Below are 17,158 nucleotides of genomic sequence, written 5' to 3'. Positions count from 1 at the left end.
GGCCGAAGTGGTGTTCCAGGACGGCGAGGATGAGGCGATCCGCGTCCGGTTCGTCCGCGTGGCAGCCGTCCGGGGTGAGGACCCTGGCCTCGATCAGCTCCGGCAGCAGGAAGTCGGGGCAGTGATCTTGTAGGTGCCGGGAGCGGTGCGGACCAAGCGGCCGCCCCGGGCCCAGTGGCCGAGTGCCTGCTCAGGCTGTTGAAGGGCTTCCGGCCGGTGACGCCGCGCGCGCGAGCGATCCGTCGGGGCCGGGTTCGGGGCTCAGTCCGCTGATACGGATGACGGTGTCGCGTGCGGCTTCGAGGGCGACGGCGAAGCAGGCCCGGTCGGGATCCGACCCCTGGGATTCGACAGCGGTAACCATGACCGAGCGCAGGGCCTTGTAGAGCGCGAGCAGGCCCCGGAGTTCCTGGGTGGTCCCCGCGGGGTCCTTCGAGCGCGGGGACGCGACCTTTGAGGGAGTGTGACGCGGGGCGGAGAGGGCGCACTCGACTTCCCAGCGCCCGCGACAGAGGCGACCCGGCGACGTGGCAGGGTCGGTGCGGTGATCGGTCAGAGTGGTCAGCAGCCGGTAGGTGCCGGTGCTGCCGCTGCCATCGGTTCCGCGCACGAGGATGTCTGCCTCGATGACACGAACCGCAAGGCCGCCGATCCGGCTCAGATGGGAGTAGGCCGGGAACATGACCAGCACCGGCGGCCGACGGGCTTGGACCGCATGAGGAACTGGGTGCCGCGCCTAGCGCCCCTGGGCGCGAGCAGCACATGACCAGGTCAGAACGTTTCTTCTGACCCGGGGTGCGGTGGGGCGGGTGGGACTCGAACCCACGGCCGACGGATTATGAGTCCGCTGCTCTAACCGGCTGAGCTACCGCCCCTTCACGGCGTGGCGCGTACACATGTGCGCGCCGTCTGCCGCAGCATAGCCGCTCATACGATCTCCTGCCTCGGGTGCCTCGCATGATCGGCTTCGCCTGCTCAGAGAGACCGCGCTGAGGGCTGCCCGGTTCCAGAGGAGGGCAAAAAAGAAGAGGACCCACCCGGGGCCCTCTTCTTCCTTGCTCCCCCGGCTGGACTCGAACCAGCAACCCTCCGGTTAACAGCCGAATGCTCTGCCAATTGAGCTACAGGGGACCGCGCTCCCCCGACTGGACTCGAACCAGTAACCTGCCGATTAACAGTCGGCTGCTCTGCCAATTGAGCTACAGGGGATTGCTGCGGTGCATCGAACAGCCCACCTCCGGCCTTGCCGGGGGGCGACCGTCCGTTGCGAGACATAGATTAGCGCAAGCAGGGGGGTGCTCCGCCAATCGGTATCGCCAGCGGGCCGGGCTCCCCACGACGAAGGGTGGCAGGCATGCGGTACAAGGTCACGTTCGTGGTCGGACTGACCCTGGGTTACGTGCTCGGGACGAGGGCCGGGCGCGAGCGGTACGAGCAGCTGAAGAAGTCCGCGCGCGAAGTGGCGCAGCATCCGGTGGTGCGCAACGCCGCCGAGACCGCCGGGCACAACGGGCGGGAGTTCGCCGGGAAGGCCTTCACCGCGGTGAGCCAGAAGGTCGGCGACGCCGTGCCGCAGGGCCTGTCCGAGCGGGTGCGCGGCCTGCGCGACCGGGTCGGCGGCGGCGCCGAGGACGACTGGGGCACCAGCAACACCTGACCCCGTCGCGGGGCCCGCGGGGGCCCCTGGGGTCCCCGCGGGGCCTCCGGGGGTCCGCGGCGGTGGAGTCCGGCCGCGCGTGCGGCAGAATCCTACGCATGGGGATAGTCGCCGGGCTGGACAGCTCTTCCACCTTCACTCGTATCGTCGTCTGCGATGCCGATACGGGCGCCGTACTGCGCCAGGGGTACGCACCCCATCCACAGCCCACGGGCGAACCCGACGGCGCGAACCCCCACGAGACCGATCCGCAGGCCTGGCTGCTCTCGCTCGGCGAGGCCGCCGGCGGCGGGCTCCTCGAAGGCGTGCAGGCCATAGGGGTCTCCGCGCAGCAGCACGGCCTGCTGCCGCTGGACGCGCAGGGCGCTCTCGTACGCTCCGCGCTGGTCGGCAACGACAAGCGCGGCCAGGTCGCCGCCGCCGACCTCATCGACTCGCTCGGCGGCCGCCAGGCCTGGTCCGAGGCGGTGGGCGCGGTCCCGCACTCCGCGCAGCCGATAGCCAAGCTGGCCTGGCTGGCCCGTACCGATCCCGACGCCGCCCGCCGGGTCGCCGTGCTGATGTCCCCGCACGACTGGCTGGTCTGGCAGCTGCTGGGCCGGCCGGTCCGGCGGACCACCGACCGGGGCGGCGCCTCTGGGACCGGGTACTGGTCGGCGGCCACCGGTTCCTGGCGCCCCGACCTGGTCGACATGGCGCTCGGGCACCGGGCCCTGCTGCCCGAGGTGCTCGGCCCGTCCGATGCCGCCGGGACCACGCCCGAGGGTCTGCTGATCTCCGCGGGCACCGGCGAGACGATGGCCGCCGCGCTGGGGCTCGGCCTCGCCCCGGGCGACGCCGTGGTCTCCCTGGGCGCCTCCGGTTCGGTGATGGCCGTGCACCGCGAGGCCCTGTCGGAGCCGGGCGGCCTGATCACCTCCCTGGCCGACGCCAGCGGCCTGCACCTGCCGGTGGTGAACACCTCCAACGCCGTACGGGCCCTGCGCGGCACGGCGGAGCTGCTCGGCACCGACCTGGAGGGGCTCTCCGCGCTCGCGATGAAGTCGACGCCGGGCGCGCACGGGCTCGTGCTCCTGCCGTACCTGGAGGGTGAGCGGACGCCGAACCTGCCGCACACCGCCGGGACCCTGTCCGGGCTCCGCCGGGACTCGATGAAGCCGGAGCACCTGGCCAGGGCCTCCTTCGAGGGCATGCTGTGCGGGCTGGTGGATGCCCTTGACGTGCTGCGCTCGCGCGGTGTCGAGATCCGCCGGGTGTTCCTGCTCGGCGCGGCGGCCGAGCTGCCCGCCGTGCAGGCGTTTGCACCGGGCCTGTTCGGGACGCAGATCGTGGTCCCCGCGCCGGCCGACTACGCGGCGCTCGGCGCGGCCCGCCAAGCGGCCTGGGCGCTCGGCGCGGCGCGGGGCACGCTGGCCCCGCACACCCCGCCGGTCTGGCCGTCCCCGGCCGCGGAGGTCTTCGAACCGGACGAGGAGCTCCCGGCCTGGCGGGCGGTGCGGCAGCAGTACACCGCGACGCGGGAGCAGATCCACCCGGGCGCGTTCGCGTAGGGCGCACCGTACGGAACCGGAGTCCCCGGGCCCGCCGGCTGGCGCGGGGACGGGCCCGGGGCCGGGGCGTACGGCTGCCTACTCCTTTTGACCGGGCTTTGCGAAATCCGGTGGGGATCGGGCCGCCGGTTGGCCCAAGATGGGGTGAACCCCCCTCGATCTTGCCGACCGGAGCCTGCGCGTGCTCATACGACTTCTGCGGACCCACCTGGGTCCGTACCGGAAACCCATCGCTCTGCTGGTCCTGCTCCAGCTGCTGCAGACCAGCGCGAGCCTCTACCTGCCGACCCTGAACGCGGACATCATCGACAACGGTGTCGTCAACGGGGACACCGGCTACATCCTGCGCTTCGGCGCCCTGATGATGGCCGTCTCGCTCGTCCAGCTCGTCTGCAACGTCGGCGCCGTCTACTACGGCGCCCGTACCGCGGCCGCCTTCGGCCGCGACGTCCGCGCCGCGATCTTCGACCGGGTGCAGAGCTTCTCCGCGCGGGAGCTCGGCCAGTTCGGCGCCCCGTCCCTGATCACCCGTACGACCAATGACGTCCAGCAGGTCCAGATGCTGGTGCTGATGACCTTCACACTGATGGTCTCGGCGCCGATCATGTGCGTCGGCGGCATCGCCATGGCGCTCTCCCTCGACGTGAAGCTCTCCGGCGTCCTGCTCGCCGTGGTCCCCGTGCTCGGCCTGTCGGTCGGCGCGATCGTCTTCCGCACGCGGCCGCTGTTCCGGCAGATGCAGGAGCGCCTGGACACGGTGAACCGGGTGCTGCGCGAGCAGATCACCGGCAACCGCGTGATCCGCGCGTTCGTCCGCGACGACTACGAGAAGGAGCGCTTCCGGGAGGCCAACGCGGACCTGACCGGCGTCTCGCTGGCCGCCGGCAAGCTCCTGGCGCTGATGTTCCCCACCGTCATCGTGGTCGTGAACATCTCCAGCGTCGCGGTCATCTGGTTCGGCGCGATGCGCGTCGACAGCGGCGGCATGGAGATCGGCCAGCTGACGGCGTTCCTCGCCTACCTGATGCAGATCGTCATGTCCGTGATGATGGCCACCTTCATGTTCATGATGGTGCCCCGCGCCGAGGTCTGCGCCGAGCGCATCCAGGAGGTCCTGGACACCGACTCCAGCGTCGTCCCGCCTCTCGACCCGGTGCGCAAGTTCGCCCGGCATGGGCAGCTCGAACTGCGCGGCGCCGACTTCCGCTACCCGGGTGCCGAGGTGCCCGTGCTGCGCGGGGTGGACCTGGTGGCCCGGCCCGGCGAGATCACCGCGGTGATCGGCTCCACCGGCAGCGGCAAGTCCACGCTGCTGGGGCTGGTCCCCCGGCTGTTCGACGCGACGGGCGGCGAGGTGCTCGTCGACGGGGAGGACGTACGCCGGCTCGACCCGGACCTGCTGGCCAGGACGGTCGGCATGGTCCCGCAGAAGCCGTACCTGTTCTCCGGAACGGTTGCCTCCAACCTGCGCTACGGGCGCCCCGACGCGACCGACGAAGAGCTGTGGCGGGCCCTGGAGGTCGCGCAGGCCAAGGGCTTCGTGTCGGAGCTGGAGGGCGGCCTGGAGGCTCCGGTCAACCAGGGCGGAACCAACGTGTCCGGCGGCCAGCGCCAGCGCCTGGCCATCGCCCGCACCCTGGTGCAGCGACCGGAGATCTACCTGTTCGACGACTCCTTCTCGGCGCTCGACTACGCCACGGACGCGGCCCTGCGCGCGGCGCTCGCCCGGGAGACGCAGGACGCGACCGTGGTCATCGTCGCCCAGCGGGTCTCCACGATCCGCGACGCCGACCGGATCGTCGTCCTGGACGAAGGCCAGGTGGTGGGCGAGGGGCGGCACCACGAACTGATGGCCGGCAACGAGACCTACCGGGAGATCGTGCTCTCCCAGCTGACGGAGGCGGAGGCCGCATGAGCGGGCCCGGAGGACGGATGATGACGGGGCCGGCCCAGCGGTCCATGGACTTCAAGGGCTCGGGCAAGCGCCTGCTGGGCCAGCTCGCGCAGGATCGGGCCAAGCTGTGGGGCATGGTCGGCGCGGTCGTCGGCAACGTCGGCTGTGCGGTCGTCGGGCCGAAGATCCTCGGCGACGCCACCGACCTGGTGTTCGCGGGGATCGTGGGGCGGCAGATGCCGTCCGGGATCACCAAGGAACAGGCCCTGGAGCGGATGCGGGCCGACGGGCAGGGCGGCATGGCCGACATGCTGTCCGGCACCGCCTTCACCCCCGGCAAGGGCATCGACTTCGGTGCTGTCGGGGTCGTGGCGATCTGGGCGCTGGTGGTGTTCACGCTGGCCGGCCTGCTGATGCTGGTCGCGACGCGGCTGTCGAACCACGTCATGAACGGCACCGTGTACCGGCTGCGCGAGGAGCTGCAGGCGAAGCTGTCGCGGCTTCCGCTGTCGTACTTCGACCAGCAGAAGCGCGGCGAGGTGCTCAGCCGCGCCACCAACGACATCGACAACATCGGGCAGACGCTCCAGCAGACGATGGGGCAGCTGCTCAACTCGCTGCTGACCATCGTGGGCGTGCTCGCGATGATGTTCTGGATCTCGCCGCTGCTGGCGCTGGTCGCGCTGGGGACCGTACCGGTCTCGATCTTCGTCGCGGCGAAGATCGGCAAGAAGTCGCAGCCGCAGTTCGTGGCGCAGTGGAAGACCACGGGCACGCTCAACGCCCACGTAGAGGAGATGTACTCGGGGCACACGCTGGTCAAGGTCTTCGGCCGGCAGAAGGAGTCGGCGGCGCTGTTCGCCGAGCAGAACGAGGAGCTGTACCGGGCCACGTTCAAGGCGCAGCTGGTCAGCGGGATCATGCAGCCGGTGATGTTCTTCATCTCGAACATCAACTACGTGCTGATCGCGGTCGTCGGCGGTCTGCGGGTGGCCTCGGGCACCCTGTCGATCGGTGACGTGCAGGCCTTCATCCAGTACTCGCGCCAGTTCTCGATGCCGCTGACGCAGGTCGCCTCGATGGCGAACCTGGTGCAGTCGGGCGTCGCCTCGGCGGAGCGGGTGTACGAGCTGCTCGACGCGGAGGAGCAGGAGGCCGACGCGGTGGTGCCGGAGCGGCCGGAGCGGCTGCGCGGGCAGGTCACGCTCGACAAGGTGGCCTTCCGCTACGAGCCGGACAAGCCGCTGATCGAGAACCTCTCGCTGACGGTCGAGCCGGGTCACACGGTCGCGATCGTCGGCCCGACAGGCGCCGGCAAGACGACGCTGGTCAATCTGCTGATGCGGTTCTACGAGGTCACGGGCGGGGAGATCGCGCTCGACGGCGTCGACATAGCGAAGATGACCCGCGAGGAACTGCGCGGGGGCATCGGCATGGTGCTCCAGGACACCTGGCTGTTCGGCGGGACCATCGCGGACAACATCGCGTACGGCGCCTCGCGCGAGGTCACTCGGAGCGAGATCGAGGAGGCGGCGAAGGCGGCCCACGCGGACCGCTTCATCCGCACCCTGCCGGACGGCTACGACACCGTGCTGGACGACGAGGGGGCGGGGGTCAGCGCCGGCGAGAAGCAGCTGATCACCATCGCCCGGGCGTTCCTGTCCGACCCGGTGATCCTGGTCCTGGACGAGGCGACGAGCTCGGTGGACACCCGGACCGAGGTGCTGATCCAGAAGGCGATGTCCCGCCTCGCGCACGGCCGTACGTCCTTCGTGATCGCGCACCGGCTGTCCACGATCCGCGACGCGGACGTGATCCTGGTGATGGAGAGCGGCTCGATCGTGGAACAGGGAACGCACGAGGAGCTGCTGGCGTCGGACGGCGCCTACGCGCGGCTGTACGCGGCGCAGTTTGCGCAGGCGGTCGCGGAGGTCGACTAGCCGAGGTCGACCAGCGGAGGCCGACCAGTCGACGCGGTCGGCCCGCCCGCCCCGCCGCGGGTGGGCGGGCCGGTCGCGGATCAGTCCAGGTAGCCGCGGAGCTGGTCGGCGAAGGCGTGGTCGCGGAGCTTGTTGAGGGTCTTGGACTCGATCTGGCGGATCCGCTCGCGCGTCACGCCGAAGATCCGCCCGATCTCCTCCAGGGTGCGGGGGCGGCCGTCGGCGAGCCCGTACCGCAGCTGGACGACCTTGCGCTCGCGCTCGCCGAGGGTGGAGAGCACGGCTTCGAGGTGCTCGCGCAGCAGGAAGAACGCGGCGGACTCCACGGGAGAGGCCGCGTCGCCGTCCTCGATCAGGTCGCCGAGGGCGACGTCGTCCTCCTCGCCCACCGGGGAGTGCAGGGAGATCGGCTCCTGGGCGAGGCGCAGCACCTCCATGACCCGCGCGGGCGTCAGTTCCAGGTGGGTGGCGACCTCTTCGGCGGTGGGCTCGTACCCGCGCTCCTGGAGCATGCGGCGCTGGACGCGGACGACCCGGTTGATCAGCTCCACGACGTGGACCGGCACGCGGATGGTCCGGGCCTGGTCGGCGAGGGCCCGGGACATCGCCTGGCGGATCCACCAGGTGGCGTAGGTGGAGAACTTGTAGCCGCGGGCGTAGTCGAACTTCTCGACGGCCCGGATCAGTCCGAGGTTCCCCTCCTGCACGAGGTCGAGCATGGTGAGCCCGCGGCCCACGTACCGCTTCGCGACGGAGACGACGAGCCGCAGGTTCGACTCGATGAGACGGCGCTTGGCCATCCGGCCCATGACGACGAGCTTGTCGAGGTCGAGGGCCATCCGGGAGTCGAGGTCCGGGGTGCTGGCCAGCTTCTCCTCGGCGAACAGTCCGGCTTCCACGCGCCGGGCGAGGTCGACCTCCTCGGCGGCGGTGAGGAGCGGGATCCTGCCTATCTCGCGCAGGTACTGCCGGAACAGGTCGGCGGAGGGGCCCGCTCCGCTGTTGGCGTCGCTGCCGCTGCGCAGGCGCGGCGCCGGTACCGGTACCGGCTCGTGCAACTCCGGCACGTGCAGCTCCGGCTCGCGCAGCTCCGGTACGTCGGGCTCCTCGGCGGCCTCGTCCGCTGCTCCGTCCACGGCGTCGGCCTCTGCCTCGGCCTCGTCGGCCTCCGAGGACTCGCTCACGTTCACGGTCAAGGGCTGGGTCTGCACGGGGGCGGCCTCCAGGGCTCCGAGGACGGGGGCACCGCACCTCAGTGTGGCGTACGGCACATCACCGCCACGAGGGGCGTGCGAGCACTTTCTGGGTCCGGTACGTGACCGGATGGTTACCCCCCGGCGGGAACCCCGACGCGGATCGGACTCATGTCCGAGAAGATCGTTTTCAAGCCTGCGTACGAACCCACGTGACGGTGCGGGACCGCACGGGCCACGAGGTTCTGGTGCCGCAGCTGCGGGCGGCCGGCTTCGACCCGGTGCGCGTCACGGTGGAGACCGTGCCGTGGACCTCGGAGCCCGCGGGCCCCGGCGGCGGTTACTTCGAGCACCACCTCGTGCTGCGGCTGCCGGCGCGTGTCCGGCGCACCGCGATGGAGGTCGCGCTGCGGGCGGTGGCGCCTCGGGGTGGGCGGACTCGCTGGTGCAAGGACCTGCACGACGCGGTGCTGCTCGCCGCTCGCGCAGGACCGCGTACTGCCGTACCCGCTGCCGGCGGAGGTGTTCCGGAGGTCCGGGGAGTGGGAGGCGGGCGGTGTCCACACCCCGCCCGCGCTGTCCGTCACTTCGGCGGCTTCGAGGGCACCGACTGGACGGCCTTCGGCACGAGTACCCGGGGATCGACGTCTCGGGGAACCGGCACGTCCGCCGGCGGCTGCTGGACCTGCTGCGACCGACGTTCGCGCAGGCCGGTCAAGCGGCCTGCCGGGGTTCTGCCTGGGTGCCGGCGGGAGTTCGGCCTGCCGGTCAGGCCGGTTCGACGCGGACCGCGCAGACCTTGAACTCGGGCATCCGGGAGACGGGGTCCAGGGCCGGGTTGGTGAGGGTGTTGGCGCGGCCCTCGCCGGGCCAGTGGAACGGCATGAAGACGGTGTCCGCGCGGATGGTGTCGGTGATGCGCGCCGGGGCCACCGCGCGGCCGCGGCGCGAGGTCACCGCCAGCGGTGTGCCGTCGGCGACGCCGAGGCGGGCCGCGAGGCGGGGGTGCAGCTCGACGAAGGGGCCGGGGGCGGCGGCGTTGAGCTCGTCGACCCGGCGGGTCTGGGCGCCGGACTGGTACTGGGAGACCACCCGGCCGGTGGTGAGGAAGAGCGGGTACCGGGCGTCGGGGACCTCGGCGGCGTCGCGGTGGGAGACGGGGACGAAGCGGGCGCGTCCGTCGTCCGTGGCGAAGGCGTCGAGGAAGAGGCGCGGCGTGCCGGCGGCGCCTTCGGGGCAGGGCCAGAAGACGCCCTGCTCGGACTCGATCCGGGCGTAGGTGATGCCCGAGTAGTCGGCCGGGCCGCCCGCCGAGGCGCGGCGCAGTTCGTCGAAGACCTCCTCGGGGGCGGTGGGGAAGCCCTTCTCGACGCCGAGCCGGGAGGCCAGGCCGTGCAGGACCTCCAGGTCGGTGCGGACCCCGGGCGGCGGGGTCAGGGCGCGGCGGCGGAGCAGGACGCGGCCCTCCAGGCTGGTGGTGGTGCCGGTCTCCTCCGCCCACTGGGTGACCGGGAGGACCACGTCGGCGAGGGCGGCCGTCTCGGAGAGGACCACGTCGGCGACCGCGAGGAAGTCCAGGGAGCGGATGCGGTCCTCTATGTGGGCGGCGCGGGGGGCGGAGACCACCGGGTTGGAGCCCATCAGGAGCAGGGCCCTCACGTCGGTGCCGAGGGCGTCGAGGAGTTCGTAGGCGCTGCGGCCGGGGCCGGGGAGGCTGTCGGGGTCGACGCCCCAGACCCCCGCGACGTGGGCGCGCGCCGCCGGGTCGGTGAGCTTGCGGTAGCCGGGGAGTTGATCGGCCTTCTGGCCGTGCTCGCGGCCGCCCTGGCCGTTGCCCTGGCCGGTGAGGCAGCCGTATCCGGACAGCGGGCGGCCGGCTCGGCCGGTGGCCAGGCACAGGTTGATCCAGGCCCCGACGGTGTCGGTGCCCTTGGACTGCTGCTCGGGGCCCCGGGCCGTGAGGACCATGGCGGAGGAGGGCGCGCAGAACATGGCCGCCGCCTCGCGGAGCTTCGGGACGGGGACGCCCGTGACGCGTTCGACGTGCTCGGGCCAGTGCGCCATCGCGGCGGCGCGGGTTTCCTCCCAGCCGGTGGTGCGGGCGGCGATGAACGCGTCGTCCGTACGGCCTTCCGCGACGACCAGGTGCAGCAGGCCCAGCGCCAGCGCGAGGTCGGTCCCCGGGCGGGGCGCCAGGTGGAGGTCGGCCTGCTCGGCGGTGCGCGTGCGGCGGGGGTCGACGACGATCAGGGTGCCGCCGTTCTCCTTGAGTTCGGTGAGGTAGCGCAGCGCCGGGGGCATGGTCTCGGCCAGGTTGGAGCCGACGAGGATCACGCAGCCGGTGCGCGGCACGTCCTCCAGCGGGAACGGCAGACCGCGGTCGAGGCCGAAGGCCCGCTGGTGGGCGGCGGCCGCGGAGGACATGCAGAAGCGGCCGTTGTAGTCGATCTGCGAGGTGCGCAGGGCGACGCGCGCGAACTTGCCGAGCGCGTACGCCTTCTCGTTGGTGAGCCCGCCCCCGCCGAACACCCCGACCGCGTCACGGCCGTGGGTCCGGCGGGTGCGGGCCAGACCCTCGGCGACGGTGCCGAGAGCCTCCTCCCAGGTGGCCGGTTCCAGCCGCCCGGCGTGGGTGCGGACGAGCGGCTCGGTCAGGCGCACCCGGGAGGACAGCACGGCGGGGGCGGTGCGGCCCTTGCCGCACAGCGCGCCCCGGTTGACCGGGAAGTCCGTCCGCTCCTCGACCGCCACGCCCGTGCCGCCGGGCTCGGGCCGGAGGTTCATCCCGCACTGGAGGGCGCAGTACGGGCAGTGCGTGGCGGTGACGGAGGCTTCCGGGGGGTGCATGCCCCCCACCCTGCGTCGCCGGTGTTACACGGACCCCCGCCGCCGGTTACACCTCCCGTACGGCCGCCTCAGCGCCGCCCGCCGGGCGCGGTGAGGCCGGGCGCGGTGAGGCGGCCCGGCGCGGTGGGGCGGCCCGGCGCATCGCGGGCCGGTCGAGGACCTCGGCGTACATGATCCGGCCGTGGACGACGTCGAGGTTCAGGTACCCGGAGCCCGGGAAGAGGCACACGGTGCGGTGGCCCGGGCCGAAGGGCACGCCCGGTTCGTGGGGTGCGGTGGAGAAGCTCTGGCAGGAGTCGTCCCCGCAGCCGCAGTCCCGGACCATGCGCAGGTCGTGGGCGCAGATGGCGAGGGCGTGCTCCCCTTCTTCCCCCAGGAGCCGCACGAGGTCGGCGGCCAGGCCGGGGAAGACGTCCCGGACCAGTGGTGCGTCGTGATCGTTCACGGCCGGACCGTACCCGGCGGCCCGGCCGCGGGCACGCGGATATCCGCCCGGAGTCACCCGGGGCGCCGGGGGCATCCGGGGGCGCCTGGGCACGCGGGAGGGGCATCGGCCGCGCGGGGCTACTGGCCCGTCAGGTACCTTACGGTCAGGCCCGCCGTCCAGCCGCCGTCCACGGCGAGTTCGGCGCCCGTCATGTACCCGGCGGCGTCCGAGAGCAGGAACGCGACCGCCGCCGCGACCTCCCCGGGGACGCCGACGCGGCCCATCGGGGCTCCGGGGTAGTTGCCCTCGCCGGCCTGGATGCCGACCGGTGCGGTCATCGGGGTCAGGGTCATGCCGGGGTGGACGGAGTTCACGCGGATCCGCGCCTCGGCGAGCTCGACCGCGCCGATCTTCGACAGGCCGCGCACCGCCCACTTCGAGGCCCCGTAGCCGGCGCTGAGCGCGAGGCCGGTCAGTCCGGCGGCGGAGGAGATGTTGACGATGGACCCGCCGCCTCCGGCGCGCAGGAGCGGGATCGCGGCCTTGATGCCGATGAACACGCCGACGAGGTTGATCTCGACGACCCGGCGGAAGTGCTCGACGCTCTCGTGCTCCAGGAACTGGCCGGTGGATATCCCGGCGTTGTTCACGAGGCCGTCGATGCGGCCGAACTCGGCCACCGCGCGGTCGAGCGCCGCCTGCCAGTCGGCCTCGCTGGTGACGTCGTGCCGGACGAACCGCGCCGCGTCGCCGAGCTTCGCGGCGGTCTCCGCGCCCTCCGTCTCCAGCACGTCGGTGATCAGCACCCGGCCCCCGCCGTCCACGACGTCCTGGGCGATGGCGGCGCCCAGGCCGCGGGCTCCACCGGTGACGAGGACGATCTTGCCGCTCAGATCCACCACAGCCACGGTTCCGCCCCAGACGCTCGAACAGCCAAACCGGCATATGACTAATCGGCATAGCCGGACCGCGCGTCAGTCTGCCAGAGCGGTCAGGGCCCGCGACACCCCCGGCTCCTTCGGCCCGAGGAAGCGCGGCTCGGGCTTGAAGGCCGCGTCCAGGGCCGCCTTGCCCGCCGCGAAGACCTCGCGGGTGCCGCCGTAGTACCAGGTGGCGTCGTGCTCGTCGTCGACCCCGACCCCGTAGGAGTCCACGCCCGCGGCCTCGCACAGGGCCACGGCCCTGCGTATGTGGAAGCCCTGGCTGATCAGCACGGCCCGCTCGACCCCGAATATCTCCCTGGCCCGGACACACGAGTCCCAGGTGTCGAAGCCGGCGAAATCGCTCACGATCCGGTCGCCCGGCACCCCCTTCCCCGTCAGGTACGTGCGCATCGCGCCGGGCTCGTCGTATTCGGTGCGGCTGTTGTCCCCCGTGATCAGGACGACCCTGACCCGCCCCGCCCGGTACAGCTCGGCGGCCGCGTCCAGCCGTCTGGCCAGATAGGGGGTGGGCTGCCCGTTCCACAGGCCCGCCCCGAAGACCATCGCCACCTCGGCGGCGGGAGCGTCCGCCGTGCTCCGCAACCGGTCGGCCGCCGTCGCGTGCGTCCATGCCGAGGGCAGCAGGGCCAGCACGCACCCCGCCATCACGACCTGGACCGCCCGCCGTCGCGCCCCGACCCCGCGCGGCAGCCGCACCGCCCTCCTCAGCCGCCCCGCCGCCGCCCGCACCGCCCCCGCCGACCGTCCCGCCACCGCCCGCACCCAGCCCGGCATTCCCATGACCGTTCCCCCCTTGCACTCAACACCGTTCGCACGGATTGACGAACAGCCCCGGCGCCCAGTTCCACGGCCTCCACCTTTCACCCGTACGAATGAGCGAGTGAGCAGCCGGAAAAGAGCCGACACCCCGGCGCAACGCACCGGCAACCTCCGGCGCGCAGGATCGGTTCATGACGGAGCCGGTGCACCCTCCCGACACCCTGTCCCTCCCCTTCGGCAGCGCCGCCGAGCTGCTCACCCGGATCACCGCCCAACTCGGCACGCAGCTCAGCGGGCTGTGCCCGCCGCGCGCCCGTCACCCCGGAGCCCACCCATGCAGCACGAGCAGCACCAGCACCGGCAGCACGAACAGCAGCCCGCCCTCGTCGCCGTGGCCCACGGCAGCCGCGACCCGCGCGCCCCGCGCGCCGTCGAAGCCCTCCTCGAAGGGGTCCGCGAGCTCCGCCCGCTCCTCGACGTACGGCTCGGGCACCTGGAGTTGAACGCCCCGCTGCTCACCGACACCCTGCGCGCGGTCTCCGACCACGCCGCCGTCGGGGCCGCCGGGGCCCCCGGCGGGGCGGTGCTCGTCCCGCTGCTCCTCGGACGCGGGTACCACGTCAAACGGGACCTCCCCGCGGCCGCCGCCCGCGCCCCCCGCCTCCGGGTCCGCGTCGCCGCACCCCTCGGCCCGCACCCGCTGCTCGTCGAGGCCCTCCGCGACCGGCTCCGGGAAGCCGGCTGGACCCCCGGCACGGCCGTGGTGCTGGCGGCCGCCGGATCGCGCGACCCCGACGCGGCCGCCGACACCCGGGCCGTCGCCGCCCTGCTCTCCGAGCGCCTCGGCGGGGTCGCCGTCGTCGCGGCCTACGCCTCCGCCGCCTCCCCGACCGTCCCCGAGGCGGTGCGCGCTCTCGCCGCCCGCGGCCACCACCGGCCCGCGATCGCCTCGTACTTCACCGCCCCCGGCCACTTCGCGACCCGCAGCGCCGCCGCCGCTCCCGGCCCGGCCGCGGCCCCGCTCGGCGCCCACCCGGCCTTGGCCCGCCTCGTCCTCCAGCGCTACGACGAGGCCCTCGCCCAGCGGGGGACCCGTCTCCAGCTGGCGTCCGCGTAAGGGCCTCGTACGGGCCTCGTACGGGCCTCGTACGGGCCTCGTGAGGACCGCGTGCGGTCGTATTGCTCGGATTGTCGGGTCTCCGGTTAACGTCTGACCATGGAAGGCACCGCGCACGCTCCCGCAGACCCGACCGACCCCCGCGAGCCCTACGACCCCGCCGCCACCGAGCGCTGGGCCACCGAGCCCGACAAACGACCCGGCCGGACCGCCTTCCAGCGCGACCGCGCCCGCGTGCTGCACTCCGCCGCGCTGCGCCGGCTCGCCGGGAAGACGCAGGTCGTCACCCCCGGCACCCGCTCGTACGACTGGGACGCGAGCCCCCGCACCCGGCTGACCCACTCGCTGGAGTGCGCCCAGGTCGGCCGGGAGCTCGGCGCGGCGCTGGGCTGCGACCCCGACCTGGTGGAGGCCGCCTGCCTCTCCCACGACATGGGCCACCCGCCCTTCGGCCACAACGGCGAGGAGGCGCTCAACGAGTTCGCCAAGGACTGCGGCGGCTTCGAGGGCAACGCCCAGTCCCTGCGCCTGCTGACCCGCCTGGAGCCCAAAAGGTTCGTGCCCGACGCGGACGGCGAGCTCGTCAGCGTCGGCCTCAACCTCACCCGGGCCTGCCTGGACGCCGCCACCAAGTACCCGTGGGCCCGCGGCGACCACCCCACCGACCCCGGCTCGGTGAAGTTCGGCGCGTACGAGGACGACCTGCCGGTCTTCGAGTGGCTGCGCCTCGGCGCGCCCGCGGACCGCAATTGCTTCGAGGCGCAGGTGATGGACTGGGCGGACGACGTCGCGTACTCGGTGCACGACTTCGAGGACGGCCTGCACGCCGGCCACCTCGACCCGAACCTGCTCCACGCCGAGCCCGAGCGGGCCGCGATCTGGCGGGTCGCCATCGGCCGGTACGTCCCGGCCGACACCGAGCCCGAGGAGCTGCGCGAGGCCCTGGACCGGCTGATGGAGCAGGAGTGGTGGCCGCACGGGTACGACGGCTCGGCCGTGGCCCAGGCCCGGCTGAAGGACGGCACGAGCCAGCTCATCGGCCGGTTCTGCCAAGCCGCCGAGGGCGCCACCCGCGAGGCGTACGGCCCGGGCCGCCTCACCCGGTACGCGGCCGGGCTGGTGGTCCCGCGCGAGGCGCGCAACGAGTGCGCGGTCCTCAAGGCGGTCGCCGACCTGTACGTGATGCAGCGCGACGAGCAGGAGCGGATCCGGGCCGACCAGCGCGTCGTCCTGGCCGAACTCGCCGAGGCGCTGAGCCGGCGGGCGCCCGAGGGACTGGACCCGCAGTTCCGGGCCATCTTCGACGCGGCCCCGGACGACCGGGCGAGGAAACGCGCGGTCGTCGACCAGATCGCGTGCCTCACGGACGCGGCGGCCCGCTCCCTGCACGCCCGTCTCACCGGGCGCACACGACGCGCCGAAGGGTGAGCCGATCGGGCCACTCCCCCTTCACGCGGCACGCTCAGTGCGGGACGCTCGCATGTGGCCGCACGTGACGAAGAGGTAATGAGGAGGCATCAGGTGGTCGACGCACACCAGACGTTCATCATCGTCGGCGGAGGGCTGGCCGGGGCTAAGGCGGCCGAGACGCTGCGGGCCGAGGGGTTCACCGGCCGGGTGATCCTGATCGGCGACGAGCACGACCGCCCGTATGAACGTCCCCCGTTGTCCAAGGGGTTCCTGGTGGGCAAGGAGGAGCGCGACAGCGTCTTCGTGCACGAGCCGTCCTGGTACGCGAGCGCCGACGTCGAGCTGCACCTCGGCCAGCCCGCGGTGCACCTGGACCGCGAGAACAAGTCGGTGCGCCTGGGCGACGGCACCCTGCTGCACTACGACAAGCTGCTGCTGGCCACGGGCTCGGAGCCGCGCCGCCTCGACCTCCCCGGCACGGACCTGGTGGGCGTGCACCACTTGCGCCGCCTGGCCCACGCCGAGCGGCTGCGGGGCGTCCTGGCCGCCCTCGGCCGGGACAACGGCCACCTGCTGATCGCGGGCGCCGGCTGGATCGGCCTGGAGGTCGCCGCCGCGGCGCGCGGGTACGGGGCCGAGGTCACCGTGGTCGAGGCCGAGGCCACCCCGCTGCACTCGGTGCTCGGACCGGAGATCGGCCGGCTCTTCGCGGACCTGCACGCCGGGCACGGGGTGCGCTTCCACTTCGGGGCCCGGCTGACGGAGATCGTCGGCCAGGACGGCATGGTGCTGGCCGCCCGTACCGACGACGGCGAGGAGCACCCGGCGCACGCGGTCCTCTCGGCGATCGGGGCGGCGCCCCGCACCGCCCTCGCCGAGACCTCCGGGCTCGCCCTCGTGGACCGGGCGCACGGCGGCGGGATCGCCGTGGACGCCTCCCTGCGCACCTCCGACCCGGACGTCTTCGCGGCGGGGGACGTGGCCGCCGCCCACCACCCGGTGCTGGGGACGCGGCTGCGCGTCGAGCACTGGGCCAACGCCCTCAACGGCGGGCCGGCCGCGGCGCGGGCGATGCTGGGGCAGGAGGTCAGTTACGACCGGGTGCCGTACTTCTTCTCCGACCAGTACGACGTGGGCCTGGAGTACTCGGGGTACGCGCCGGCCGGGGGCTACGACCAGGTGCTGATCCGCGGGGACGTCGGCAAGCGGGAGTTCATCGCCTTCTGGCTCTCGGACGGACGGGTGCTGGCCGGTATGAACGTCAACGTGTGGGACGTCACCGAACACATCCAGGCCCTGATCAGGTCGAAGGCCCCCGTGGACCGCGACAAGCTCGCGGACCCGTCGGTTCCGCTCGCGGCCCTGGTCACGGCGGAGGGGGCCTGACAGGTTTGCCCCCGCCCGGCCGTAGACTTCACGG

The 17,158-nt window shown here is 72.9% G+C and carries 13 protein-coding genes and 3 tRNA genes; 7 read left to right on the top strand and 9 right to left on the bottom strand.

All coding sequences use genetic code 11. The features are described 5' to 3' along the window. Positions 1 to 190 precede the first annotated feature (190 nt). The 4 genes from ACFWTC_RS22675 to ACFWTC_RS22660 all read right to left on the bottom strand — a co-directional run bounded on the left by ACFWTC_RS22675 (position 191) and on the right by ACFWTC_RS22660 (position 1,209). Positions 191 to 682, bottom strand: coding sequence for a hypothetical protein (locus tag ACFWTC_RS22675; RefSeq protein ID WP_383915332.1), 492 nt, complete (start codon positions 680 to 682; stop codon positions 191 to 193). 119 nt (positions 683 to 801) lie between these two features. Next, a tRNA-Ile gene (locus ACFWTC_RS22670) sits at positions 802 to 875 on the bottom strand. 183 nt (positions 876 to 1,058) lie between these two features. Further along, positions 1,059 to 1,131 (bottom strand) — tRNA-Asn (locus ACFWTC_RS22665). 5 nt (positions 1,132 to 1,136) lie between these two features. Continuing rightward, a tRNA-Asn gene (locus tag ACFWTC_RS22660) sits at positions 1,137 to 1,209 on the bottom strand. A 145-nt stretch (positions 1,210 to 1,354) separates the two neighbouring features. On the opposite strand from ACFWTC_RS22660, the gene ACFWTC_RS22655 reads away from it, so the two are divergent. The 4 genes from ACFWTC_RS22655 (at position 1,355) to ACFWTC_RS22640 (ending at position 7,041) form a co-directional block, all read left to right on the top strand. Beyond that, positions 1,355 to 1,657 carry a YtxH domain-containing protein gene (locus ACFWTC_RS22655; RefSeq protein WP_383915331.1) on the top strand — a complete coding sequence of 101 codons (303 nt, stop codon included), beginning with the start codon at positions 1,355 to 1,357 and terminating at the stop codon, positions 1,655 to 1,657. 98 nt (positions 1,658 to 1,755) lie between these two features. Continuing rightward, positions 1,756 to 3,207: an FGGY family carbohydrate kinase gene (locus tag ACFWTC_RS22650; RefSeq protein ID WP_383915330.1), complete on the top strand. Its 1,452-nt coding sequence runs from the start codon at positions 1,756 to 1,758 to the stop codon at positions 3,205 to 3,207. A gap of 181 nt (positions 3,208 to 3,388) precedes the next feature. Further along, the gene (locus ACFWTC_RS22645) at positions 3,389 to 5,122 is read left to right on the top strand and encodes an ABC transporter ATP-binding protein (protein WP_384028052.1); all 1,734 of its coding nucleotides are present in this window, start codon (positions 3,389 to 3,391) and stop codon (positions 5,120 to 5,122) included. Further along, positions 5,119 to 7,041, top strand: a complete 1,923-nt coding sequence (locus ACFWTC_RS22640; protein WP_384074395.1) for an ABC transporter ATP-binding protein — start codon at positions 5,119 to 5,121, stop codon at positions 7,039 to 7,041. Before ACFWTC_RS22645 ends, ACFWTC_RS22640 begins: the two co-directional genes overlap by 4 nt. Before the next feature lie 80 nt (positions 7,042 to 7,121). On the opposite strand, the gene ACFWTC_RS22635 is transcribed toward ACFWTC_RS22640, so the two are convergent. The 5 genes from ACFWTC_RS22635 to ACFWTC_RS22615 all read right to left on the bottom strand — a co-directional run bounded on the left by ACFWTC_RS22635 (position 7,122) and on the right by ACFWTC_RS22615 (position 13,097). Beyond that, positions 7,122 to 8,252: an RNA polymerase sigma factor gene (locus tag ACFWTC_RS22635; protein WP_384028053.1), complete on the bottom strand. Its 1,131-nt coding sequence runs from the start codon at positions 8,250 to 8,252 to the stop codon at positions 7,122 to 7,124. A 750-nt stretch (positions 8,253 to 9,002) separates the two neighbouring features. Further along, positions 9,003 to 11,081 carry a molybdopterin oxidoreductase family protein gene (locus ACFWTC_RS22630; protein WP_384028054.1) on the bottom strand — a complete coding sequence of 693 codons (2,079 nt, stop codon included), beginning with the start codon at positions 11,079 to 11,081 and terminating at the stop codon, positions 9,003 to 9,005. Between the two features lie 46 nt (positions 11,082 to 11,127). After that, entirely contained in the window at positions 11,128 to 11,526 is a 399-nt protein-coding gene (locus ACFWTC_RS22625) for a hypothetical protein (RefSeq protein ID WP_383915325.1), read from the bottom strand. Between the two features lie 119 nt (positions 11,527 to 11,645). After that, positions 11,646 to 12,410: a glucose 1-dehydrogenase gene (locus ACFWTC_RS22620; RefSeq protein ID WP_383915324.1), complete on the bottom strand. Its 765-nt coding sequence runs from the start codon at positions 12,408 to 12,410 to the stop codon at positions 11,646 to 11,648. 72 nt (positions 12,411 to 12,482) lie between these two features. Then, the gene (locus ACFWTC_RS22615; protein ID WP_383915414.1) at positions 12,483 to 13,097 is read right to left on the bottom strand and encodes a vancomycin high temperature exclusion protein; all 615 of its coding nucleotides are present in this window, start codon (positions 13,095 to 13,097) and stop codon (positions 12,483 to 12,485) included. A gap of 448 nt (positions 13,098 to 13,545) precedes the next feature. Between ACFWTC_RS22615 and ACFWTC_RS22610 the strand changes: the two genes are divergently transcribed. From ACFWTC_RS22610 to ACFWTC_RS22600, 3 genes are all read left to right on the top strand, one after another. Further along, entirely contained in the window at positions 13,546 to 14,328 is a 783-nt protein-coding gene (locus ACFWTC_RS22610; RefSeq protein ID WP_383915323.1) for a sirohydrochlorin chelatase, read from the top strand. 99 nt (positions 14,329 to 14,427) lie between these two features. Then, positions 14,428 to 15,756: a deoxyguanosinetriphosphate triphosphohydrolase gene (locus tag ACFWTC_RS22605; protein WP_383915322.1), complete on the top strand. Its 1,329-nt coding sequence runs from the start codon at positions 14,428 to 14,430 to the stop codon at positions 15,754 to 15,756. Between the two features lie 93 nt (positions 15,757 to 15,849). Next, positions 15,850 to 17,124 carry an NAD(P)/FAD-dependent oxidoreductase gene (locus ACFWTC_RS22600; RefSeq protein WP_383915321.1) on the top strand — a complete coding sequence of 425 codons (1,275 nt, stop codon included), beginning with the start codon at positions 15,850 to 15,852 and terminating at the stop codon, positions 17,122 to 17,124. Positions 17,125 to 17,158 lie beyond the last annotated feature (34 nt).

The organism is Streptomyces sp. NPDC058619, assembly GCF_042717785.1.
Classification (GTDB): Bacteria; Actinomycetota; Actinomycetes; order Streptomycetales; family Streptomycetaceae; genus Streptomyces.
This window is presented reverse-complemented; position numbering and strand designations above follow the sequence as displayed.

Excerpts from the sequence above, each read along its gene's own strand:
- ACFWTC_RS22675 (WP_383915332.1), bottom strand. The coding sequence starts at position 682 with ATGTTCCCGGCCTACTCCCATCTGAGCCGGATCGGCGGCCTTGCGGTT.
- ACFWTC_RS22655 (WP_383915331.1), top strand. The coding sequence starts at position 1,355 with ATGCGGTACAAGGTCACGTTCGTGGTCGGACTGACCCTGGGTTACGTG.
- ACFWTC_RS22650 (WP_383915330.1), top strand. The coding sequence starts at position 1,756 with ATGGGGATAGTCGCCGGGCTGGACAGCTCTTCCACCTTCACTCGTATC.
- ACFWTC_RS22640 (WP_384074395.1), top strand. The coding sequence starts at position 5,119 with ATGAGCGGGCCCGGAGGACGGATGATGACGGGGCCGGCCCAGCGGTCC.
- ACFWTC_RS22630 (WP_384028054.1), bottom strand. The coding sequence starts at position 11,081 with ATGCACCCCCCGGAAGCCTCCGTCACCGCCACGCACTGCCCGTACTGC.
- ACFWTC_RS22615 (WP_383915414.1), bottom strand. The coding sequence starts at position 13,097 with ATGGCGGGGTGCGTGCTGGCCCTGCTGCCCTCGGCATGGACGCACGCG.
- ACFWTC_RS22610 (WP_383915323.1), top strand. The coding sequence starts at position 13,546 with ATGCAGCACGAGCAGCACCAGCACCGGCAGCACGAACAGCAGCCCGCC.
- ACFWTC_RS22605 (WP_383915322.1), top strand. The coding sequence starts at position 14,428 with ATGGAAGGCACCGCGCACGCTCCCGCAGACCCGACCGACCCCCGCGAG.